Genomic DNA, 21,341 nt, shown 5'->3' on the forward strand with positions numbered 1-21,341 from the left:
ACGTCATCAACCTCAAAGAACCTCGCGTAAGGTCTGTTCGCGAAGTGAAGCCGCAGCTCATCAAAATTCTCTATCGTTTGATCCAGCGGTCGCGTCTCCTGACGCTGAAGGATGGCGCTGCCAGAAAGCTGAAGCGTTGGGACCCCCAGGAAATCCCAAATCGTTGCCAAGCATGCGGCAGGTTCGCGAAGACGGCTCTCATATTCGATCTCAAGCATGCTGGTCGGTGCAAAGGCGTGCGCCACCCGAGCGTGGAAACCGTCGGCAGTCTTGAAATAGGCCTGGCACTTGGCGATTGACAATCTGATGCGCGGCGGGGAAGCCGCTTGACTGTCCGAGCCGAACTTCAGCCACTGGCCGGATTGCCTCGCCTGCACCAGCGACCACAGCGATTCCAAGGTATTTGTGCGAACCACAAGGATGACCTTGAGGCCGGGCCAACGGACCAGTTCGGAAAAAAGCCCGGGTGATCGTGAAACTGAGGTTCGTTGATCTTGCAACCAACATGCGTCACCTTCTTGTCGCTCCCTGCGGGAAAGCGCAGATAGGCGAGCTTGAGGAGTTCGCGATCGCTGCGTAGCATGCGAGCTTTGTCGAGCCAATTCGTATCACAAGTGTTGAGCAACTCACCGTTGCTCAACACGTTCGGATGCTCGTTCAGCAACGCTTCCAGATAGTGCGTGCCAGTCCTTGGCATCGCCATGCGTCATTGCGTGTTTCCAACTTGCGTGAATTGCAGGCGGTCCGGGTGGCGTCCCAGTACAAGATCCGCTGTCATCTGTGCGCCGGTCCGTTCAACAGTGTTAGGAACCGAAGCGCGGAAACAAACAAGACAGAACTATCAGCGTCTGATCACGCAGACCCGCGTGAGTACCTGTCTCTTCCCGCGTTGCTTTTGATTTTGGGTCTCGAATACGCGACACCAGATCGACGACACGATTTGACAAGAAAGCCAAAACCAATCATGGCACCGGCGTGCCATAGCGCTGGTAGATTGACTGAATGCCGTCGAGCATCTCGCGTGACAGGGTGACTTCCAAACTGGCGATGCTGTGCTGCAATTGCGGCACGGAGGTAGCGCCAACAAGAGTGCTTGCAACAAAAGGCCGGCTTCTAACGAATGACAACGCGCCGTGCACTGGATCGATGCCGTGTTCACGAAAGAGCGTTGTATATGCGAGTGCCGCATGCTGCGCCCATTCGCTGCTGTAGCGGAAGAACCGTCCGAACAAGTTCAGCCGCGAACCGGTTGGCCGCTGCCCCCCCAGGTACTTTCCAGTCAGCGTGCCCATCGCCAGCGGCGAATACGCGAGAAGCCCCACCTGTTCACGCAGAGCCATCTCCGCCAGGCCGTTCTCGAAGTCGAGGTTGAGTAGATTGTATGGATTCTGAATGCTTATCACACGGGCGAGCCCTAGTGTTTCCGCGTGATGCAGGAAGCGCGCCAAGCCCCAAGGTGTTTCATTGCAGAGCCCAATGTGGCGTACGCGACCGCTTTTAACGAGCGCGTCCAACGCCTCCAACGTTTCCAGGATTGGTACCGCATCGTCGTCGAGTTCATACTGGTAGTCGACCAATTCGAATATATTGGTGCTACGGTCGGGCCAGTGCAATTGGAATAGGTCGATATAGTCCGTCTGGAGCCTTTGGAGACTGGTTTCGACGGCCTCGAACAGGTTGGCGCGTGTGTAGCTGACACGGCCGTCGCGCGCATGCGGTAAGTTCGCGTTGCCTGGTCGAGCAGGACCGACGGCTTTGGTCGCAAGCACGATGTCTTGCCTGCGGCCGGTCTGCCGTAGCCAACTCCCGATATAACGCTCCGTAAGTCCATGTGTCTCGGCGCGGGGAGGCACAGGGTACATCTCCGCAGTATCGACGAAGTTTATGCCGGCATCCAGGGCTGCGTCTAACTGCGCATGCGCCTCGGCCTCCGTGTTCTGCTCTCCCCAACTCATAGTGCCCAGGCCGAGCACGCTCACCTTCAGGGCGCTGCGTCCCAGTTCATGATACTGCATTGTCTATCTCCTTCTCGAATTGTTCGTAAATAGCGTCATGGCATCAGGCGCCGACGGAACAGGGCCGTCGACACGAAAAAGGGCAATACTGCGTAGATGGAAAGCGCGCCGATATGCAGGCCAATGCTGTCGGCCGGACGGCCAAGCATCGCCGGGCGAATGAGGTCGATCGCTTGTGCCAGCGGCAAGAAGTGCGCGGCCTGTTGAAAACCCTCGGGCAATTGGGCGACTGGAAAGACCGCGCCGCACAGGAACAGCATGGGGGTGACAACAAGTGTCTGGTAAAACACGAAATAGTCGTAGCTGGGTGCAAGCGCCGTCACCACCATCGCCAGGCTTGCGAAGGCTAGCCCAGTGAGGGCGATGACTGGCAGCGCATAGAGGATGGAAGGCCACGCCGCATAGCCTAGCGTGCCGGCAACAATCGTAATCCCCGTACCGGCGAGAAAGGCCTTGGTGGCTGCCCACGCCAATTCACCGAGAACGATGTCACCGAGCGTAAGCTGGGTGTAGAGGATTGCTTCCCATGTGCGCTGAGCGTGCATGCGAGCGAAAGCCGCATAAATCGTCTCAAATGTCGCAGAGGTCATCGCGCTTGTCGCGACCATGCCGCCTGCCAGAAACGCGACATACGAAGTACCGTCAACGCGACCTACAACAATTCCCAGGCCGAAGCCAAGACCGAACAGGTAGATCAGAGGATCGGCCAGGTTCCCGAGAAGCGACGCAAGCGCGACCTTCTTCCATGCCATATAGTTGCGGCGCCATACCGCGATCCAGTTCCAAGCGTTGGTGGGCAGAGCCGTGGCACAACCTTCACCCATGTTCATTTCTCCATCTCGCGCCCGGTCAATCGCAAAAAGACATCCTCCATGTTCGGCGGACGCTCCAGAAGGCGTAAACCCGCACGCCCGCGCAACTGCAGGCGCACTTGCTCCGGATCGGGCGCGTAGCAAAAGAGTGTCTCGCCGCTCACCTCGATGCGCTGCGCATACGGCCTAATCAACGCATCCAGCTCATGCGGATTGCCGCCATAGATTTCGATCACCTGACATCCGATCTGTTCGTCAATCAGCGTGTGAGGACGGCCTTCGGCAATGTTGCGACCTCTTTCAAGCACGCACAGCCGATCGCACAACCGCTCAGCCTCTTCCATGAAGTGGGTTGTCAAAAGAATAGTCTTGCCCCGCGCGAGCAGCGACCGCAGGCGTTCCCATATCAGGTGTCGCGCGTGCGGATCTAAACCGGTGGTCGGCTCGTCCATTACAATCAGTTGCGGGTCGTTGATCAACGCACGCGCCAGCGTCAGGCGCCGCTTCATGCCGCCGGACAGTTCGGAAACGCGAGCATGCGCCTTGCTTTCGAGGCGGGCGAATTCCAGAAGCGACGGTATGACTGCTTCGATCTCGCGTGTGCTCATGCCGAAATAGCGCCCGAATACCAGCAGGTTCTCGCGCACCGTGAACTCAAGGTCCAGGTTGTCGAACTGCGGGACCACTCCGATGCGCCGGCGTGCCAAGCGAGCGCGTGCCGGAACTGGCACGCCGAGCACGGTGATCTTGCCCGCATCAGGCGAGGTCATGCCGAGGATCATACGCGCAATCGTGCTTTTGCCCGCGCCGTTAGGTCCCAAGAGCCCGAAGCATTCCCCCGCTGCTACGCGGAATGACAGCCTGTCGACAACGACCTTGTCATCATATGTCTTGCTTACGTCAGTAAGATCGATTGCTAGCATGGACATACGTTCATGTTACCGTGCAGGTCGTCTCAACTGGCGATTGCTCCGTTGCCTGCGTTTTCGTCAACAGCAGGCCGTCGCACCATACGCGTTCGATGCGTCCCCACTCGCAGGCTGCAGCAGCGTCCGGGAAGAAGCCACGTCCGTGGTGATTGGCACTCGTGTTGCAAAGCAGCGGAATGCCGGTGAGTTTTTCATATGCGACAAGTAGCTCGGCGACTTCGTGTTGCGATCTTCTCGAGATGGTTTGCAGTCGCGCAGATCCGTCGAGATGTACAACTGCGGGGATTTTGTCCCGCCACTCCGCCCGCGTCTGGTGATCGAACAACATGTAAGGGTCCGGCGTTCCAGGGCTGAAAATATCCGGCGCACGGTCCTCAAGGCATATCGGCGCAACTGGCCGAAAGTGCTCGCGAAGTTTAACGTCGTTGAGATAATCCTTCGTCCTCGGCGAAGTAGCGGCCGCGAGAATGCTTCTGCCTCCCAACGCTCGAGGTCCAAGTTCGGCACGCCCGGAAAGGAAAACCACGGGTTCGTTTCTGGCGAGAATGGTCGCAAGTTCCGGCATGCTGCACGGCGTGGCCTCCCATCCTGGCGGCACATCGCCACTTTGTAGGACCGGACCGCTGTAGACTGACCATTCCAGCGGGACGAATCCTTGCTGCGCCACCATTGCAGAGCAAGCGGCTCCGATTGCCGAGCCGCTGTCATTGGGAAAGGGCGGTACCCAGACATCGTCGAAAAGGCCGGTCTCGCGTAGTGCACTGTTCCATTTGATATTGAGCCCGCAGCCGCCGGCTATACACAAATATTGCGGTCCCGCAAACGAATGGCGCTGCAAGGCAATTGTCATTTCCTTGACGAGGAGACGCTCGAGGAACATATGAAAAGACGCAAGTACATCTTCGGGTGCCTCAGCTTCCAATCGGAGCGCGGCGGCGTCGAAGAACTCATGTACAGCCGCAAGCGTGGACTCTGCACTGACGATGTTCGCGCGGTAATGATGGGCGAGCTCCGCGTCGCCCGCAAAGCGCTCCTCGTATAGCTCCTGAAACACCGCCACGATGTCTTCATGCACCGACCCGAGCGCGATGTAGGCCATCAGCTTGCCGGCAACACCTAGATCCCAGCCGGCGCGGCCCGCTTGCTTATAAGGTCCGAAATGATGGCCCGCGGCAGCGTAGACATGACCTATCACCGGGAACAGACATTCCAGGAAGCGGGCACCTCGCTGTTCCACATGGTAGAGACGCGGAAAGATGCAGCCGTCCCACACCAAGCAGAACGCGGGTTGTCCGGCCCTGGCAAAGGGGCTGGTGCAGTAAGCGGAGGCCACATGGCCCGTCACGTGCGGGTAGCTTTTATACGGGAAAACCCGGCCGTCGAGCATCAGGCCGGAGCTGTTGAGCGAAGTTAGAAGGCCCTCGGCATCGCGTTCGATATAAGGCGCCCCTTTAAGGATGACAGGAGTTTCCCCACTGAGGACCTGAAACTGCGACTCCACCTCCCCGTCCCAGCCGTCGATAACAAACTGTTCAACGTCCCGCGCATCCATACCGTGCTCAGCCAATGCGGTTACAACAGTGTCGAGATTGTCGATGGCTTTGTATCGTCGGTTGTTGTCTCGCTTCTCCTGCTCAACGCAAAAGACGAGCCGTCCGTCTTCTATGAGGGCAACCGCCCCGTCATGCGTCAGATTGATGCCGCAGATGCGCATAGTATCTCCATATCTAAGGTCGGCAATTCGCTTAATTTGGAAGCCGAACCGGGTTCCTAAAGCGGGCGAGCAAGCAGTCTTCGTTGTCGGACTCACCGCGGCACTGCAGACGCTCGACCTCGACCAACGATTCATTCAGAATGGCCAAGACCGTCTCGGCCCCGGCAGCGTGACCCCAGCGCCGGCAAAGGGCATCGCGCGCCGATCCGAAAACCAGATGCCCGCCTGGCGCAAGCAGCCGCACCAGATTGCCGATGGCCGCGCGCATCTCGGCTATGCCCTCGACGTAGTAGAGAACTTCCGCCACGACGATCAGATCGAACAGCTCGTCAGTCGAAAACTGTTGAACGTCGGATACTATCCAGCTGATGTGCGGTAGCTTGTTCACCCGTTGGCGCGCTAGATCAATCGCTCGCGGCACGACATCGACCACGGTGAGCCGTTGGCAGTAGGGCGCGAGTTTTTCCGTGAATGCGCCTGCCGCGCACCCGACTTCGAGCGCATTCATGACAGGACCTTGGGAGAACGATAGCTGAAGCATTTGCATGTAACGCTCTTGCTCGAACGGATTGCCGTCGAGCCGCCACGGGTCGTCCGCGGCCAGATCCTGCTTCAACAATTGATAGTTCTTGTCCTGCTTCAATTCATCCACCTCGATAACCATCATTCGTCACAGCAAACGCTGTCAGATGTCACCAACATCGCTGAATCCCGCGCTAACCTGCGAAGCGACGCCGCATTTCCCGTAAATTCTGTAGTGTTTGATCCAGTGATCGGGTTTCGGATGTGGACCTGTTTTTCGCCCATATCTGGTACGGCGGTAGCAGAACTGCGCGAAAGCCAATCACTATTGCTCAATGTGCACAACGCATAGGCTTTCAAGGGAAGTAAGAGCAAGATGTTGATGAATGTATGCAGAGAAAAGCCAAGAAATCGAAGCTGACGAGTACGAATCGCTACAACGCTGCAGCGAATGATGGTCATGGATGCAATCATCAGGACTGTCCACCAAGGCACTGTGGCTGTCAGTGCGAACTGCGCGAGCCCGGTTAGCACCGATAGCGCGAGGAGTAGCGGACCGAGATTCTGTCCGATCACGTCCAATGTGAGAAAGCGATCGAGGCCGGGCAGCAGGCGCAACGCAAGCAACGTGTCCCGAAAAGTGCTACGTGCCCAGCGCAGTTGTTGGCGCAAATATGGCCCTAGCCTGTCAGGAACAACTGTCGACGCGATGGCGTCCGGGACGTACTCGGTTTGAAGGCCTGCTTTGAGCATGAGGATCGTGAGATGGCGATCCTCGCCGAAGTCGCTTGGCTTTCCCCGAAAGAATTGCGATTCGTACTTATCCAGCAGCAAAAGAAGCGCGGATCGGCGATACATGGCACATGGGCCGCAGCAGCACATCACGGCACCGAAGCGAGCCTGTGCCGCACGCTCCTCGTTGCAAGCCAGCCAGTACTCCATATCGATCATCCGAGTCAGCCAGGTGTCGCTCCGGTTGCTAGCCGTCAACTGGCCCATGGCCGCGCCGATCGTTGGATTGCGCATCTTCAACGCAAGCTTTGCGATGACGTCGGACGCGAGTATCGTGTCAGAGTCAACGTTAAGCACCAAATCTCCAAATGAGCGGCGTATCGCCGCGATCTGCGCCTTGCGCTTCCCGACATTCTCGGGAAGCAGAATGATATTGAACATAGGGTTGCGGGCGTAGGCTTCGTGAACAGGTCCTACTGCAACGCGATTTCCAGAACCGTCATCAACCACATAGACCCGGAGTTTTCCGGCATATTCTTGGTTTGCAATGGAAGCCAGGCATTCCGAAAGCGTGCGCGGGTCCTCGTTAAAGCAGGGGACAATGACATCCACGCTCGGCATTTGGCCAGAGTCGGCCAGACCCTCCAATGCCGATGAAGTGTTATTCGGCCGAGCGTAAGCGATCTGCATGCTTCTATAAGCAGTCGAAAGTATCGCATATGTCGAAATGGCGACGGTGCTGACTGTATCAAGAAGGTACATAGGGTATTGCCTTCAGCTTCATAGCAAATTTCTCTCAGTGATATTAAGGGAGCAAGCGGAGTACGAACCCGCGACTATGCAAAGCAGGAATTATTTGGGATACTGCCATGATCGTCTGACGCCGGAGACTGACGTCTGCGCTCGCTGGCAACTCGTCGGGAGGACATCCGTCGTGCAAGAGTACAATTGCGCCCGGCTGGACAGAATCGAGCACTGCATCGACAATGGCGTCGACCCCAGGTTGCGACCAGTCTCGCGGGTCTATCGACCAGTGGACGGCGGCCAGTCCAGCGCTCACCGAAGCAGTGAGTACTTCTTCGGTCCAGTTTCCAAACGGCGCGCGCATGTGCCGCACAGAGGCCTGGGGGCAGGCCGTCATGATGGCCCGGTTCGCCTCAAACATTTCACGCTGAACTTCGCCGGGTCCGCATCTGGACAGATCCGGATGTGTCATTGTGTGGTTAGCGACCTGGTGCCCTTCTGCTACCATTCGTTGAATTAGTTCGGGCTGGTCTGCCGCGTACGCGCCGATGACGAAGAAAGTCGCCGGCACGCGGTGTTCTGCCAGGACATCGAGGATCTCCGGCGTGGCAAATGGATAAGGACCGTCGTCAAACGTCAAATAAACGCTCGGCTGGCCTGTGCCGTCAGCATCCTCACTGCGCACTTCGGACAAGCAATCGAAGTGGTTCATAGCTCTGGCCCATTCCGATCGATGAAATTACCGGTGGGCCAATCGCTCATCGACCGTGCAAGGGTTAAAACGATCACAAGTGCGTCCTCGATGCGAGTGGGCGGCTTGTCGAGACGCGCGTCTGGTAGGGTGGAGCGCACGCGAATCCCCGACAAAACGGTCAGTTGGCTGTGTCGGCCGAACCTTTCAATGTGTTTTTGCAGCGCGTGCCGAACGGTGCCAAAAGCGAATGGAACGCCTAGCTCCTGCAGCGTTGGAATCATGAAGCGGATCGAATGGGCGATCCCAAGGCCCTCAAGGTCCGGACGGACCCCGTACAGGCCTAGCTCGGCAACCAGAAGATCGACCCCGTCAACCTTGATGAAACGCCGCAGGCAGCCCATGTGAGCCGCCACACCGTTCGAGTCATAGGCGATTGCGCGGAGTTCGGGCCTGGCGCCAGCCCAGCTTCGACTACCTTCGAAGGGTTGTGCATTAAAGACTCCAGTCGGCCCGTAGGTCTTTCGAAAAAACTCCGTCAGTTCGACATGGTCGCCCAGTTGCAACTCATTTTCCCAGCACAGCTTCCACCGCACCTGCGAGCGCATGTAAAGACTTCCCTATTTTTGCTGTTTGTTTAAGACGCCTGATCACACGTTCGACGCAGCAGAGGCCGTCGTCAGCGATCGTGATGTCGGGCAATTGGGCGGATGGAACCCTTCAGGGCATTGCGTTCCAGATGTGGTGATGCTCTAATCGATGTCCGTCTTTGTTGTGCCGCCCAGGAAATGTACCGCTGGAGTACTTGGTTTCGCTCAGTTGACGATCTTCTAATGTATTACGCTCATGGATTTGTAAAATCGATTGTTTGGATAGACCGCATCCACGCTTTGGATGGGTTCGGTCATGCGGCTGGAGGCCTTTACCCAGCTGTTCAGGATGGATGCCGCGAACTTCTCCCCCGTCCATCCAAGCCGTCATCCGATCCATAAGGTGCTGATTATCCCTTGCGATCGCGACGCCCTCCCAGCGCAAGTCCAAGCGATCCTTAAGGACGGCACCTCCACTTCCCGACCGCCTGCTCATGCACCGCAAACTCAGCCGCGACGATGGAAGGGCCGCCGGCGTGGCCCGCGAAAGGATCGGCGATGGGCCAAGGCCTGGCGCCCGGAGCAGATTGCCGACGCCTGCTGATCGACTTCCCGGACGACAAGACGATGCGCATCAGCCACGAAGCCATCCATCAGGCCTTCTTCGTTCAGGGGCTGCGGAGTGCTGCGCCGCTAGCTGACGGCCTGCTTGCGAACAGGACGTGTATTACGGGTCCCCAGGGCGCGCGTACGTAGGCGAGGCACAAGGGCTTTATCTCGCCGGAAATCATGATAAGTCAGCGTCCCCGCCGAAGCGGCCGATCGAGCGGTGCCGGGACATTGGGAGGGAGACCTCATCCTCGGTCTTGGCAGCTCGCGACGGGCACGCTAGGCAAGCGACGCGCTTCACGATGCTACTGCATCTTCCCCGGCTTGCGGGGCATGACCCAGCACGATCGTCTGACGATCGATGCGGGTGTCTAGTTCTACTTCTGCGATCCGCAAGGCCATGGCAGCGCGGAACCAACGAGAACACCAATGGACTGCTGCGTCAGCACTTCCCGAAAGGGCCCGACCTGAGCATCCACCGCGCCGACGAGGATCGCCGCCGTGGCGGCCCTCAATGCCCGGCCGAGAAAGACCCTGGGTTGGAAAACGCCGGCAGAGACGCTTGACGAGTTGCTGGTCCTCTACAGCCCATTGTCTCGCCAGGCACAGAATAGCGTTGGACCGTCGGAACCGGCGGGAAGCGGTCCGGTAATGCCCGTCACTGGCAGCCCGTCCAGGCGATCGATATAGAGGAGCGCGTCCACGATTGTCCGCATCTCGGTCGTCCGTGGTCGTCCGGTCGCCTTCGCTCCAGGCATGAACGGCTCGATCAACGCCATTCCCTGTCGGTCAATGCGTTTACTCCCGCTGGCCCGCGCAGCAATATTGCCTGCGTGTGGCCTCCGTCAAACCCATGTCGCGATCCCGCTCAAGTCTAGACAACTCAAGCGAATCGCAACGGACAGAGCCACTCATCCGCTTCCACGTCCAAGCCCGAGTTTCGGGTCAGGCTCTAACGAGCAGCCCTGATCAGCTTCTCAGCAAGTCTTGTCTGGCGAGCAATGATTTCTGATCCTTCATAGGAAAGATGCCCGCTGTCTCGATAAAGGAATTTGCCATCTATCTCGGTCTTGCATGTGGTCTCATCGCAGAGGAAGTCGCGGTAGGAAATAACCACTACGTCAGCCTTCAAGGAAACTTGTTTCAATAGCTCAAGAGTTCTGGATCTTATCTGGAGGTAATCACTTACATATATTTTACAGTCACTGTAGGGACCGATCATAAAACTTCCCAGCGACTTTCGCTCAAGGCAATCGCCGATATCGAAGCTTGCGACTGGCGGAGGGGCAACAACAACCACTCGCTTGCCCTGCGCTCGAACGGCTTCGACGAGAGCCTTGATACCATCGACTGCTACATCTAGAGAAGCGTCAACCTCCGTGAAAGTACCATTGCTCTTCTTAAGAAGCATGAAGTCCGTCGACACAGGCGTGGCAAATGGGCTTGAAATGGCAACGGTCGTGATCTCGGGCCGACGTTTCAAGACATCCAGAACACTGTCATTGAAGCGCATGCAGTCCTCGCCGAAGGCACGGGGATAATAAGGAGACTCTGTTGACGTCTTCGAGAAGGCAGCAATGCCAATGGCGGGGAAGCATGCACTCATCGTGAGCTGCGCCAGTCCGCCTTCGCCGACTGTCTTGGCCAAGCCGGGAACGAGTGCCATGGCAAATGAATCGCCCCAAACCAGCAATTGGGGCCTGTCTATCGTCTGGCAGTTCTTGGGGATTTCCCGAGGAGGCGATCCTGGCTTGAAAACACATGCTGGTCCCAAACCGCTATTGATCTGCCGGATCTTGGCAAAGTCAACATTGTTCTGGATTGCGGCGATGGCGACTGAAGGTGACAAGCCAAGAACAACGGATGCGGCAACAAGTCCTCGGGCCAGCCGTCGACGAGACGTGACGAACCCCCGCCGGAACGGCTCCTCCACGAAGCGGTAGAGAGCCCAGCCCGCAACAAATGAGAAAGCAACTGCCGCGTAGATCGCAAGGGCAGGAGCATCTGACAGCCAAACAGCCCGCACATAGACAAGCACAGGCCAGTGGACCAGATAAAGCGAGTACGATACATCCCCTATCCTTGCCATGCCTCGAATCGCCGCGTTATCCCTGCTGGGCGCGAGCAGGAGGATCAGGGTTGCCAGGCAAACCAAAGCGGCGTCCACGCCCGGGTGCTGGGAACCAACAGGGGCAATGGGAAGAAAGAGAAGAAGTACGAGCGCGGGGAGGCGCAGCTTCGAAAGCTTGGCAGTCACCCAAGGGCTGGCGGGAAGCAAGGCTCCGAATGAACCGAGGGCCATTTCCCAAAATCGGGTGGGTAGAAGATAGAATGCAGTGGATGGGTCATAAGAGGCCACGTATAGACATAGAGCTAGGCTGGCAACGAGGAGTGAACTGACTCCTATCAGCCACCATCTTCGGGGAGCCAAGGCCAAGAAGGCAGGCAGCAGCAGATAATACTGCTCTTCAACACCAAGCGACCAAACATGCAGGAGTGGCATCGTATCGGCGGCTCCGCCGAAATAGTCGCATTGGAACCAGAGAACGATATTGCCGGAGAATGTGAGCGCCCCGAGGACTTGATTTTGGAACTCCCTCAGGCTCACTTCGGACAGCAAGAAAGGCGCAGCGATCGTCGTGAGCGCAATGACGACATAGGCAGCGGGCAACAGACGCTTCGCACGTCGATAGTAGAATTCCCAAAAACTGAATCGTGATTGCTCAAGCTGCGTCCTGATGAGGCCGGTGATCAGGAAGCCCGAAATCACGAAAAAAATATCAACGCCCAGGTAACCCGCGGCGAACGGCCCAAGGCGAGCATGGTAGAGGACAACCAGCAAAACAGCCAGACCCCGCAAGGCCTGGATATCAGATCGAAACTCTCGCGGCATGGGACTGCGTTCCAGATGTGGTGGGTGCTCTAACCAATGCCCGTCCTTCCTGCGCCGCCAAGAATGCACCGCTGTGGCACTTGATTTCGGGGGGTCGATGCTTCTAATGACGCATGCTCACTAATTCCTAAAATCGATTGTTTGGATGCCACGCATCCACCCTATGGATAAGACATGCGGTTCAAAGGCCTTGATCTAAATCTCCTGGTGGCACTCGATGCTCTGATGACCGAGCGCAACCTCACGGCGGCGGCGCGCAACATCAACCTCAGTCAGCCAGCGATGAGCGCTGCCGTCGCCCGGTTACGGGCCTATTTCAACGATGACCTGTTTACGATGCATGGTCGTGAACTTATCCCAACACCGCGTGCGGAAGCGCTTGCCATCACGGTGCGCGAGGCCCTGCTGCACATCCAGCTCTCCGTTATTTCCAAGGATCTGTTTATCCCAGCCAAATCGGGTCGCCGCTTCAGGATCATCCTTTCGGATTTCATCACACTGGTGTTTTTTAAGACGATCGTAGAGCGTACTGCGCTGGAAGCTCCCGAGGTCACCTTCGATTGTCTGCCTCTTGCCGACGACTACGATCAGCTTCTCCGGCGCGGCGACGTCGATTTTTTGATCATGCCGGAACTCTTCATGTCGAAGCAGCCTCGTGAAGCACTGTTCGAGGATATATTCGTATGCGTAGCCTGCGGCACGAATAAGCCGCTATCCGAGCCATTTACATTCGACCGATACATGTCGATGGGGCACGTCGCGGTCAAATTCGGGAACACCCTGAGGCCGTCCATCGAGGAGTGGTACTTGCTCGAGCACGGTATCAAGAGACGAATAGAGATCGTCGTACAGGGCTTTAGCATGATCCCGCCCGTTCTATCAGGCACCAACCGTATAGCGACGATACCCTTGCGACTGGCTCAGCATTTCGCAAAAACAATACCCCTGCAGATAATGGAGCTTCCGCTGCCACTTCCCTCATTGAAGGAGGCCATCCAATGGCCTGCGCTTCACAGCAGCGATCCCGCAAGCATTTGGATGCGGGAAATGATGTTAGATGAGGCATCTCGCATGGCTTCCTCACCCGAGAGACTGTTTGGAAATTCTACTCTGGCGGCCGTCTAGCGGTTTCCACGGACCCAAATGTCCGCTTCGTGTCAAGCGAAGTGAGGATTTGACCCCCTAATACAAGAAGCCAGGCCTTTTGCGACAGCCGAGATTGCCCTGAAGCTGGGCCGGCGACCGGCGCACCAAGCCGTTCCAAGTGCCATTTCGCTTTCTCGACGAGTTCGGCATTGCTCTTCACGAGCTCAGTCAGCGACATCTGGGTCGTGTCCTCCATACCGATCCGGACATCGCCACTGAGCACATAGGACTGCATCAATCGCGAATCGGCGGGATGCTGGCAACACCCGAATCGTGCCACCTTGGCCCAGTCTGGCTATTCGGCTGGGAGAAGGGCGACAGACGCAGCACCATATATTGTGGCCACCTGAGGCGAACGGGATAAGCGGTCTGCACCAACAAACAGTGCCGTTCGCTCTGCCGACAGCTTCCCAATCATATTGCGTAGGTCATCAGGCGAAAGCCGGCAATGCTCGGTCGAAGGCCCGTACTATCTCGTCGATATCCGCGCCCTCCATGGCGGTGGAGAACGCCATCAACCCGTTGCCTGAAATGATCACGCCTTCGTCGAACAATACCTTAGCGAGCGCCGAAACCCGCGCGGCGCCATCCGCCGCTGCGAATGTGGAACGGTAGTCGCTCAACGGTGCGTCCGTCAGGTGGAAACGGCGTAGCGAGCCCAGCCCGGTAACTTGCCCCTTGATCCCGTGTCGAGCAAAACACGCACGAATACCCTGGTCGAAGCGATCACCGAGCGCCTCGAGCTTCTCGAATGCGGCGGGTGTCAATTCCTCCAGAGCGGCTATACCGGCCGACATCGACATGGGATTGGCACTGAACGTCCCGCCATGAGGAACAGCGGGTTTGCCCTTGCTCGGATCGAACACCGACATCACTTCCGCCAGCCCGCCGATGGCGCCGATTGCAAAGCCGCCGCCGATGATCTTGCCGAGCGTGGTAAGGTCCGGGTCGATGTCGAAACGGCCCTGAGCGCCATTGTAGCCAAGGCGAAACGTGATGACCTCATCGAGAATCAACAAGGCCCCGAGTTCGCGCGTGACCCGCCGCAGCATCGCCAGATAGTCGGACTTTGCCGGCACGAGGCCAGCGCGGTTTGGCATCACATCGACAAGCACGGCGGCGAGGCTGTTGCCGCTGGCACGCAGGATTGCCTCGGCGACCGGGGTGTTGTTGAAGGGAATGACGACGACATCGTCGAGCACCCCTTGGGGTGTCCCCTCGGCTGCCGGCACGGATCCCGGCCTATCGATATCCCCCCAGGTAACTGGACTGGCGTCCAGACTTGTCTCGGCCGGGTCGTACGTTCCGTGATAGGCGCCCTCGCATTTTGCTATTTTCGGTCGGCCGGTATGGGCGCGCGCCGCCTTGATAGCGTTCATCACCGCTTCGGTGCCGGAATTTGTGTAGCGAAGCTGCTCGACGGACGGCAGACGATCGCACAGAATTTCAGACAGCCGGATTTCGCTCTCGGTAGGCATGCCGAAACACGTTCCGGCTTCAAGCTGCCGTGTAGCCGCCTCGAGGATTTGGCGATTGCCATAGCCATGGATCAGAGAGGTGGAGTTTCCCAAGGCATCGATCCGGACATGGCGGTCGATGTCGGTGATCCGGCAGCCATCGCCGCGCCTTGCATAGATTTGATGCGGTTTGCGATAGACGGTGGTGCGCGTGTTCCCGCCAGGCATGACCTCGCGGGCACGCGCATAGAGCTTTTCGGAATTTGGTGTCGCTGGTCCTGACATGATGTCGCTCATCACTTGGTTCTAGGGGGCAAGGTTGATCCGCGCGCGACGCACGCGGCGCCGTTGGGACAGCGCCGCGGCCTTCTATTCCGCCGCCCTAGTTACTCAAGTCGCGGCCACGGGTCTCTGGGAGCAGAAACGCCCCGATAACCGCGGTCAAACCGGCAAACGCGACGGTGTACCATAGGCCACCGAAAATATCGCCGGTCGCGATGACGACAGCTGTTGCCACAAAGGGCGCGAATCCACCAATCCAACCGTTGCCAAGTTGCAGGGCGACCGACACCCCGCTGTAGCGGATCCGGACAGGAAACAACTCGACCAACAATGCCCCGAGCGGTCCGTAGACCATCGTCGCAAGAAAGATCAAAGCGAACAGAACAGCGACCACCATGGGGCCGTTGGGCTGGGCGGGTGTATTTGCCGGCGGCATGCCCTTTTCGGTCAATGCCGCAAGGAGTGCGGCATCATCGAAGGTTTTGGGTGCGTCATCGTTGATCTGGATGCGAAGGGGTTCAGCGTCGGTGTTGATGGTGTAGGGGACGGCGTGCGCCGTTAGCAGCGCCTTCACCGTCTGGCAGTGTGTCGCTGCCTTCGGTCGGAAAAGCTGCCCGACGAACGACTGATCCTGGCGGCAGTCATTGCCAGTTAGCACCACTGACGTCTTCGAGCGGAACTGTGCGAGCGCAGGGTTCCCGTAGCTCGCAAGGCCCTGGAAGAGCGGTATGATCAGCAGGGCTGACAGCGCGCAACCCGTCACCACGATCCACTTGCGTCCGACCTTGTCGGACAGCCAACCGAAGAAGAGGAAGAACGGCGTTCCCAAAGCGAGTGCCGTTAGAAGGTAGAAGCTTGCCTGGTCCTGGCTCATCCTCAACGTCGTGGTCATGAAATAAAGACTGTAGAAATGCCCCGTATACCAAATTACCGCCTGACCAGCGACGGCGCCGAAGATCGCAACGAGCACATGGCGCAGGTTTCGGCCGTCGGCAAATGTATCGGCGATCGGATTCTTCGAACCTTTGCCCTGTGCCTTCATCTCCTGGAAGATAGGTGATTCCTGCAGTTTGAGACGAATGTAGAGCGACAGCAACAGAAGGACGATCGAGCCGATGAACGGTATGCGCCAGCCCCAGTTTGCGAAGTCTTCCGCTGACATGGAAGCACGACACAAGACGATCACTATCAGCGACAGGAACAGGCCGAATGTCGCGGTGATCTGGATCCAGCTCGTCGTGAAGCCTCGCCTTTCCACATCGGCGTGCTCGGCGACGTAGGTGACGGCACCGCCGAACTCGCCGCCGACGGCCAGCCCCTGCAACAGCCGCAGACAGACCAGGAGTATCGGAGCGGCCCACCCGATGGACTCGAATGTCGGCAAAAAACCGACCGCTACCGTAGCAAAGCCCATGACCAGCATGGTCACGAGAAACGTTTTCTTGCGACCGACAAGATCACCCAGCCGGCCAAACACAACGGCTCCGAAGGGACGAAGGACGAAGCCCGCCCCGAAGGTCGCCAGTGCAGCGAGCAATGCAGCCGTTTCATTGCCTTTGGGGAAAAACAGGGTGCTGAACAATACGGCAAGGGAGCCGTAGATGAAGAAATCATACCATTCGAACACGGTTCCCAAGGCGGCGGCAAAGACGATCCGCTTGGTGTCGCGGTCGAGATCGTGCGATTGCGAAGCGGCAGTGATACTTTGAAAGGACATTTGAACCTCCCAATCAAACAGTTTGCTGAGAGAGGCCAGCGCCTCCCATCAGACGGGATCGGCTGATGTTCTCGACGAGGAATTCGTCGAGCACGCGGTTGAAAACATCGGGCTGCTCAAGCATCGGGAAGTGGCCCGCCTCGGCGACGATCTCAAGCTGGCTATCGGGAATTCCTTCCGCCAAAATAACCGATTCACTCGGAGGCGTGATGACGTCCTCATTCCCGACGACGACCAGGGTCGGGACGCGGATCTCTCCGAGCCTGAGGCGACTGTCCGATGCATTGAGTGAGGCGATCGCCTGGCGCGCCACGAAGTCCGGAGTTTGCGCGACCTCTTCCTTGGCAAATGCCACGAGCTCAGCGCTTGCGGCCCGGCCGAAAGATTTTTGGATGACATTCTGGCTCGCCGTAACGACTCCCAGCTCATCGATTGCCGTCAGCACACTGTCGGCATTTACGTGCTCGCCTAGCCCATGTGATGTAGCCCCGACAAGCACAAGCGCTCGCACGCGTTCGGGGTGGGAAAGCGTAAAACTCTGAGCCACGGTCCCTCCCATCGAAAGGCCAACGAGAATAGCCTCGCCGATTTCCAGGGCGCGATACACTTCCAGGACATCCTCCGCAAAGGCCGGTACCGTGTAGTCGCGTCGCTTGCGGCGCGGGGATGCACCATGTCCGGGCAAATTGATCCTGATGACCCTGTATCGCGACGAGAACGCCTCGATTTGTTCTCGCCAGAATTCGGCTGTGGTCGTGAATCCATGGACAAAGACCAGTGGTGTTCCTGCTCCAGACACACGTACCACGGTGTCTCTTATTTCAAAGGTGTCGATGCGCGTCATCTCTTTCCTCCCTGCGCGTTTCCACACGGGGAACTTTGCAAGGCCCGGGCCAGTCCACGCTCGCGCGCCAACAACCCTCTTATCGAGTTGGTATCGTTGTAGAAAATCGTCGCCTTTGAAACTGTGAGCGATGTTTGACAGGCCGCAACCGGGATAGTAATGTCACCGAAGAGACACACTATCGTCTCGCTTGCGGGACACTCGGACATCATGAAGCCTCGCAAGCCTGCGCTTGGGGCTTGGCCAACACAGGTGCTTCAATGGCGCTTCCGGATTGGTTTGTCGGTTCATCCGAAGAGGCCGACTTTCTGAGGCTCATCCTCGATCATGTCTCGGACTGTCTGGTTGCCGTTGATACGTCCGGGACGATCGTGTTGATAAACGAGCCTTATTGCCGCCTGCTGGGAGGCGAGGCAGAGGAGTTTCTAGGTCGGCACATAACCGATGTGGTTGGGCAACAAACCCGGCTTCATCTTGTTGCTCGAGGCATAGGGACCCATGTCGGCTATCCCTTGGAAGTTCGTGGCCACAAATTGGTGACGAAGCAGGTTCCTGTACAGCGCGATGGTATTACTATCGGCGCGGTAGGGCTGGCCCTGTTCTCCGATTTCGATGCGCTAAAGAAAACATACAGCCGTATCTCGAAGGCGGAGCTCGCCATCCCTCAAAGCAACAAGCTCTGGCAATCAAAATTCAGCTTGGACGACATCCTTGGACAAGGTGAGCAGATGGATGCGTATCGCGGCGCCCTTCAGTCGGTCGCGGAATATGAACTGCCAGTGCTCATCTGCGGCGAAACCGGCTCGGGCAAGGAACTGGCCGCGCATGCAATTCATGCCCTATCAGACAGATCCCGCGGACCCTTCGTCTGGGTCAATTGCGCTTCGATTCCAAGCGAGCTCGTCGAAGCTGAGCTATTCGGTTACGAGGGTGGCGCCTTCACGGGTGCCCGCAATCGCGGCAAGCCGGGCAAGTTCGAACTTGCCGCAGGTGGCGCGCTGTTCCTGGACGAAATTGGCGATATGCCGCTTTCCCTTCAAGGCAGCTTGCTGCGCGTCCTTCAGGCCAACGAGATTGTGCGGGTAGGCGGCACCACTCCCGTGAGCGTCAGCGCGCGTGTTATCTGTGCTACCAACCGACCGCTCGCCAATATGGTCAAAGCTGGCCGCTTTCGCGAAGATCTCTACCACCGGCTGAATGTGCTTCCCATAATTGTACCTGCTTTACGTGAGCGCGACGATGTCGGTTTTCTCGCGGAGCAATTGCTCTCACGCATCACCGACCGTCTGGGCAAGCCAGCGCCCGCGTTGGCGGCGAAGGACCGTCAACTCCTGCTCCGGCATTCATGGCCCGGCAACGTGCGCGAACTGGAGAATGTTCTGACGCGACTGGTCATCACCGGCAAACTTTCTGCGTCTTTCCCAGAGTTTCCTTTGGAGCCGACATATGCGGGATCGAACCCTCCGCTCAAGCACCGAATTCAAGCCCAAACCGGAGCGGAGATTCGGGCCGCGTTGAAACAAGCTCAAGGGAACAAGCGTCGCGCCGCGGATTTGCTCGGCATAAGTCGCGCACATTTATACCGGCTCCTGAAGGCGCACAGTGCCCAAGGGCCTGTCAAAGGTGAAATGTCGCCGATGCAACCTTCAAGCCAGCGCAAGAATACTTCGTTTGGGGCTGGCGGCTGACCCCGGAAGGGCAACGCGACCGTTGCCACTTCGCAGGCGCTCCACGTCCGGTTGGCATCCGCGAATTGTCATATCCTGACGGCCAACTGCCCTGCGCATGCCACTCGATCGTCGCACCAGGACGATAGGGAGAACGTGACGCCCCCTCTTGCAAGGACGGGCACCTCAGACCGGCATCTATCATTATCGTCCCGAGCCGCTTGGACCACCCCTTAACCGGATTGGAGAAGGAAGACCGCCGGAATGGCCAAAAGCAGCCCGATCCCTTGTGTAATCGAAGGCCGCTCTCGCAGAACGGCGATGGCCAACAGGATGGTGGCGACCGGATAAAGTGAGGCGACGGCGGCAGTCTCGGCCAACCCTCCCGTGGCAAATGCAAGCATCAGCAGCAGGTTTGCAGTTCCATCGAGAAGGCCGGCAACAGCAGCGACACCCAAGCTCCGCAACTGAAACACGTGTCTTCGGCTTCTCAGGGCCACGGCAGTAACCAGTACAAATGCTGTGGCACGAACAAGCGTGAGTCCCCAGATCCCTCCCCCTGCCGCGTCGACTCTATCAAGGCCGATGTAGAACAGGGCCAAGCCAAGCCCGGCACCGATAGCGACAATGATGACCGATGGGTTCCGGATGCTCTTGTACAAGCCACCACTCAAACCCGATAGAAGAGCAGCGCTGAGGCCGGCAGCCCCGAGCCCAAGCAACAGATGCCCTGTCAGCGCTTTGCCGGTCAGAATATCCACCAGAGCCGGAACGGCGATTGCAACGACGGCGGTGACCGGTGCGACCTGGGTCATCTGTCCCTCGGCGAGCGCGCGGTAGAGGAGCGACACACCGACCGCGAAACCTGCGCCAGCCGACAAACACCAGTTCAGCGGAAGCGTAGGGGGCGGGCTGCCCTTGAAGCATGCCGCGACGCCTAAGACCAGCAAGCCCGTTCCGAGCGCCACCAACACGACCCGGCGCCAATCCGAACCGCGGGACGCGACACCGCCAAGAAAATCGCCAGCGCCAAAAGCGGCGGCCGCCAAGCTTGCGGCCGTGACACTCATGCGCAGCACCCAGTGAGCAGAACGGGTTTCAATGGTCGATGCATATCCGCCGCCGCCCTTATTGTCGGGGATGTATCTGACTTCAAAGCAATGGCTTTACGAGCGATCGGAAGGTACATCTTCATCAATCCTTGAACAAATGAGATGGCATGATTGAAGTCCCCGCACCGGTCATTATACTGACCGTAAGCGGCATATCTGGAGAAGTCAATATAATGACCAAGCACGCAGCAGCGGTGGCAACCGAGAGAGAACTGGGAACGCTGCTCTCGTCCAAGGTGCAGCATTTGCGGCAATTGCAGAATATGAGCCTTGATGCGCTAGCGAAGCGCGCGGGCCTTTCGAAGGGCACGGTTGTGGCCATCGAACAGGCAAAGGCAAATCCGAGCATTGGAGTCTTGTGCCGCCTGGCCGTCGCGTTCTCGCTGTCGGTCAACGACTTGCTAGGTCAAACTTCGGAAGAAATCACAGACGATCGTATCGAACGGACCAAACCAGCAACACTTTGGAAAACCCCGCAAGGCAGCGAGGCGAAACTGATGGCATCGACCTCAGGCCGAACGATGTTCGAGATGTGGTCCTGGACGATTGCGCCCGGTGATGTCCATTGGTCGGACGCTCACAGCCGCGGCACTCGTGAACTTGTTTCGGTCCTGCGAGGAAGTCTGAAGCTCACTGTCGGCTCCGAAACCATAATCTTGCAAGCCGGCGAAGCCGCGCGACTCCTCACCGATCAGCCGCACTCCTATGCGGCTGCCGACGATCATGCCGTTTCGTTTTCCATGGCTGTGCTGGAACGGGGCGTAGAAACGTGACCCCGCGGCAATATGGCGTTGGCTTGATGGAGTCTCGAGCGGCTACTCAAGCATGACACCCCCATCGTGCCGATAGCGCAAGACGTCCGCCG

Annotated in this window: 17 protein-coding genes and 2 pseudogenes; 4 read left to right on the plus strand and 15 right to left on the minus strand. The window is 58.0% G+C overall.

The features are described 5' to 3' along the window. Nucleotides 1–2: 2 nt before the first annotated feature. From OHD58_RS25960 to OHD58_RS26000, 9 genes and pseudogenes are all read right to left on the minus strand, one after another. Nucleotides 3–703, minus strand: a pseudogene (locus OHD58_RS25960) (sulfotransferase domain-containing protein); the annotation flags it as partial. Nucleotides 704–962: 259 nt separating this feature from the next. Next, entirely contained in the window at nt 963–2,015 is a 1,053-nt protein-coding gene (locus OHD58_RS25965; RefSeq protein WP_263790843.1) for an NADP(H)-dependent aldo-keto reductase, read from the minus strand. 35 nt (nt 2,016–2,050) lie between these two features. After that, nucleotides 2,051–2,839: an ABC transporter permease gene (locus OHD58_RS25970; protein ID WP_006201685.1), complete on the minus strand. Its 789-nt coding sequence runs from the start codon at nt 2,837–2,839 to the stop codon at nt 2,051–2,053. Nucleotides 2,840–2,841: 2 nt separating this feature from the next. Then, the gene (gene nodI, locus OHD58_RS25975; RefSeq protein ID WP_006201686.1) at nt 2,842–3,756 is read right to left on the minus strand and encodes a nodulation factor ABC transporter ATP-binding protein NodI; all 915 of its coding nucleotides are present in this window, start codon (nt 3,754–3,756) and stop codon (nt 2,842–2,844) included. A gap of 4 nt (nt 3,757–3,760) precedes the next feature. Then, on the minus strand, nt 3,761–5,470 hold the full coding sequence (nodU, locus tag OHD58_RS25980; RefSeq protein ID WP_263790841.1) for a nodulation protein NodU: 1,710 nt from the start codon (nt 5,468–5,470) through the stop codon (nt 3,761–3,763). Nucleotides 5,471–5,501: 31 nt separating this feature from the next. Next, on the minus strand, nt 5,502–6,134 hold the full coding sequence (gene nodS / locus OHD58_RS25985; RefSeq protein WP_263806562.1) for a nodulation methyltransferase NodS: 633 nt from the start codon (nt 6,132–6,134) through the stop codon (nt 5,502–5,504). Further along, nucleotides 6,134–7,486, minus strand: coding sequence for a chitooligosaccharide synthase NodC (gene nodC / locus OHD58_RS25990; RefSeq protein WP_263790839.1), 1,353 nt, complete (start codon nt 7,484–7,486; stop codon nt 6,134–6,136). Before nodC ends, nodS begins: the two co-directional genes overlap by 1 nt. Before the next feature lie 43 nt (nt 7,487–7,529). Continuing rightward, nucleotides 7,530–8,180, minus strand: a complete 651-nt coding sequence (nodB, locus tag OHD58_RS25995) for a chitooligosaccharide deacetylase NodB (RefSeq protein WP_263806563.1) — start codon at nt 8,178–8,180, stop codon at nt 7,530–7,532. Further along, the gene (locus OHD58_RS26000) at nt 8,177–8,767 is read right to left on the minus strand and encodes a NodA family N-acyltransferase (protein ID WP_263806564.1); all 591 of its coding nucleotides are present in this window, start codon (nt 8,765–8,767) and stop codon (nt 8,177–8,179) included. Before OHD58_RS26000 ends, nodB begins: the two co-directional genes overlap by 4 nt. 502 nt (nt 8,768–9,269) lie before the next feature. Here OHD58_RS26000 and OHD58_RS26005 point away from each other — a divergent pair. Next, nucleotides 9,270–9,928 (plus strand): annotated as a pseudogene (locus OHD58_RS26005) (transposase); the annotation flags it as partial. Between the two features lie 382 nt (nt 9,929–10,310). Here the strand turns inward: OHD58_RS26005 and OHD58_RS26015 are convergent. Beyond that, entirely contained in the window at nt 10,311–12,251 is a 1,941-nt protein-coding gene (locus tag OHD58_RS26015) for an acyltransferase family protein (protein WP_263806565.1), read from the minus strand. A gap of 174 nt (nt 12,252–12,425) precedes the next feature. On the opposite strand from OHD58_RS26015, the gene OHD58_RS26020 reads away from it, so the two are divergent. Continuing rightward, on the plus strand, nt 12,426–13,376 hold the full coding sequence (locus OHD58_RS26020) for a LysR family transcriptional regulator (protein WP_263806566.1): 951 nt from the start codon (nt 12,426–12,428) through the stop codon (nt 13,374–13,376). On the opposite strand, the gene OHD58_RS26025 is transcribed toward OHD58_RS26020, so the two are convergent. The 4 genes from OHD58_RS26025 to OHD58_RS26040 form a co-directional block, all read right to left on the minus strand. Then, a complete protein-coding gene (locus OHD58_RS26025; protein WP_263806567.1) occupies nt 13,357–13,632 on the minus strand; it encodes a 3-keto-5-aminohexanoate cleavage protein in 276 nt (91 codons plus the stop codon). The two genes, OHD58_RS26020 and OHD58_RS26025, sit on opposite strands and share 20 nt — an antisense overlap. Before the next feature lie 196 nt (nt 13,633–13,828). After that, nucleotides 13,829–15,151, minus strand: a complete 1,323-nt coding sequence (locus OHD58_RS26030) for an aspartate aminotransferase family protein (protein WP_263806568.1) — start codon at nt 15,149–15,151, stop codon at nt 13,829–13,831. A gap of 85 nt (nt 15,152–15,236) precedes the next feature. Next, a complete protein-coding gene (locus OHD58_RS26035; RefSeq protein ID WP_263806569.1) occupies nt 15,237–16,853 on the minus strand; it encodes an MFS transporter in 1,617 nt (538 codons plus the stop codon). A gap of 13 nt (nt 16,854–16,866) precedes the next feature. Continuing rightward, the gene (locus tag OHD58_RS26040; protein WP_006201702.1) at nt 16,867–17,697 is read right to left on the minus strand and encodes an alpha/beta fold hydrolase; all 831 of its coding nucleotides are present in this window, start codon (nt 17,695–17,697) and stop codon (nt 16,867–16,869) included. Between the two features lie 260 nt (nt 17,698–17,957). Between OHD58_RS26040 and OHD58_RS26045 the strand changes: the two genes are divergently transcribed. Next, entirely contained in the window at nt 17,958–19,385 is a 1,428-nt protein-coding gene (locus OHD58_RS26045) for a sigma-54 interaction domain-containing protein (protein ID WP_006201703.1), read from the plus strand. A 212-nt stretch (nt 19,386–19,597) separates the two neighbouring features. Here OHD58_RS26045 and OHD58_RS26050 read toward each other — a convergent pair whose 3' ends face one another. Then, nucleotides 19,598–20,434: an EamA family transporter gene (locus tag OHD58_RS26050; protein WP_263806570.1), complete on the minus strand. Its 837-nt coding sequence runs from the start codon at nt 20,432–20,434 to the stop codon at nt 19,598–19,600. A 215-nt stretch (nt 20,435–20,649) separates the two neighbouring features. Here OHD58_RS26050 and OHD58_RS26055 point away from each other — a divergent pair, with 215 nt between their 5' ends. Next, nucleotides 20,650–21,249, plus strand: a complete 600-nt coding sequence (locus OHD58_RS26055; RefSeq protein WP_006201706.1) for a helix-turn-helix domain-containing protein — start codon at nt 20,650–20,652, stop codon at nt 21,247–21,249. The last annotated feature ends 92 nt before the right edge of the window (nt 21,250–21,341 follow it).

The organism is Mesorhizobium sp. ZC-5 (assembly GCF_025753855.1).
GTDB lineage: Bacteria > Pseudomonadota > Alphaproteobacteria > Rhizobiales > Rhizobiaceae > Neomesorhizobium.

What these genes read in the sequence shown, in the direction of transcription:
- OHD58_RS25965 (WP_263790843.1), bottom strand. Translation starts at nt 2,015, where the DNA reads ATGCAGTATCATGAACTGGGACGCAGCGCCCTGAAGGTGAGCGTGCTC.
- OHD58_RS25970 (WP_006201685.1), bottom strand. Translation starts at nt 2,839, where the DNA reads ATGGGTGAAGGTTGTGCCACGGCTCTGCCCACCAACGCTTGGAACTGG.
- nodI (WP_006201686.1), bottom strand. Translation starts at nt 3,756, where the DNA reads ATGTCCATGCTAGCAATCGATCTTACTGACGTAAGCAAGACATATGAT.
- nodU (WP_263790841.1), bottom strand. Translation starts at nt 5,470, where the DNA reads ATGCGCATCTGCGGCATCAATCTGACGCATGACGGGGCGGTTGCCCTC.
- nodS (WP_263806562.1), bottom strand. Translation starts at nt 6,134, where the DNA reads ATGGTTATCGAGGTGGATGAATTGAAGCAGGACAAGAACTATCAATTG.
- nodC (WP_263790839.1), bottom strand. Translation starts at nt 7,486, where the DNA reads ATGTACCTTCTTGATACAGTCAGCACCGTCGCCATTTCGACATATGCG.
- nodB (WP_263806563.1), bottom strand. Translation starts at nt 8,180, where the DNA reads ATGAACCACTTCGATTGCTTGTCCGAAGTGCGCAGTGAGGATGCTGAC.
- OHD58_RS26000 (WP_263806564.1), bottom strand. Translation starts at nt 8,767, where the DNA reads ATGCGCTCGCAGGTGCGGTGGAAGCTGTGCTGGGAAAATGAGTTGCAA.
- OHD58_RS26015 (WP_263806565.1), bottom strand. Translation starts at nt 12,251, where the DNA reads ATGCCGCGAGAGTTTCGATCTGATATCCAGGCCTTGCGGGGTCTGGCT.
- OHD58_RS26020 (WP_263806566.1), top strand. Translation starts at nt 12,426, where the DNA reads ATGCGGTTCAAAGGCCTTGATCTAAATCTCCTGGTGGCACTCGATGCT.
- OHD58_RS26025 (WP_263806567.1), bottom strand. Translation starts at nt 13,632, where the DNA reads ATGCAGTCCTATGTGCTCAGTGGCGATGTCCGGATCGGTATGGAGGAC.
- OHD58_RS26030 (WP_263806568.1), bottom strand. Translation starts at nt 15,151, where the DNA reads ATGAGCGACATCATGTCAGGACCAGCGACACCAAATTCCGAAAAGCTC.
- OHD58_RS26035 (WP_263806569.1), bottom strand. Translation starts at nt 16,853, where the DNA reads ATGTCCTTTCAAAGTATCACTGCCGCTTCGCAATCGCACGATCTCGAC.
- OHD58_RS26040 (WP_006201702.1), bottom strand. Translation starts at nt 17,697, where the DNA reads ATGACGCGCATCGACACCTTTGAAATAAGAGACACCGTGGTACGTGTG.
- OHD58_RS26045 (WP_006201703.1), top strand. Translation starts at nt 17,958, where the DNA reads ATGGCGCTTCCGGATTGGTTTGTCGGTTCATCCGAAGAGGCCGACTTT.
- OHD58_RS26050 (WP_263806570.1), bottom strand. Translation starts at nt 20,434, where the DNA reads ATGAGTGTCACGGCCGCAAGCTTGGCGGCCGCCGCTTTTGGCGCTGGC.
- OHD58_RS26055 (WP_006201706.1), top strand. Translation starts at nt 20,650, where the DNA reads ATGACCAAGCACGCAGCAGCGGTGGCAACCGAGAGAGAACTGGGAACG.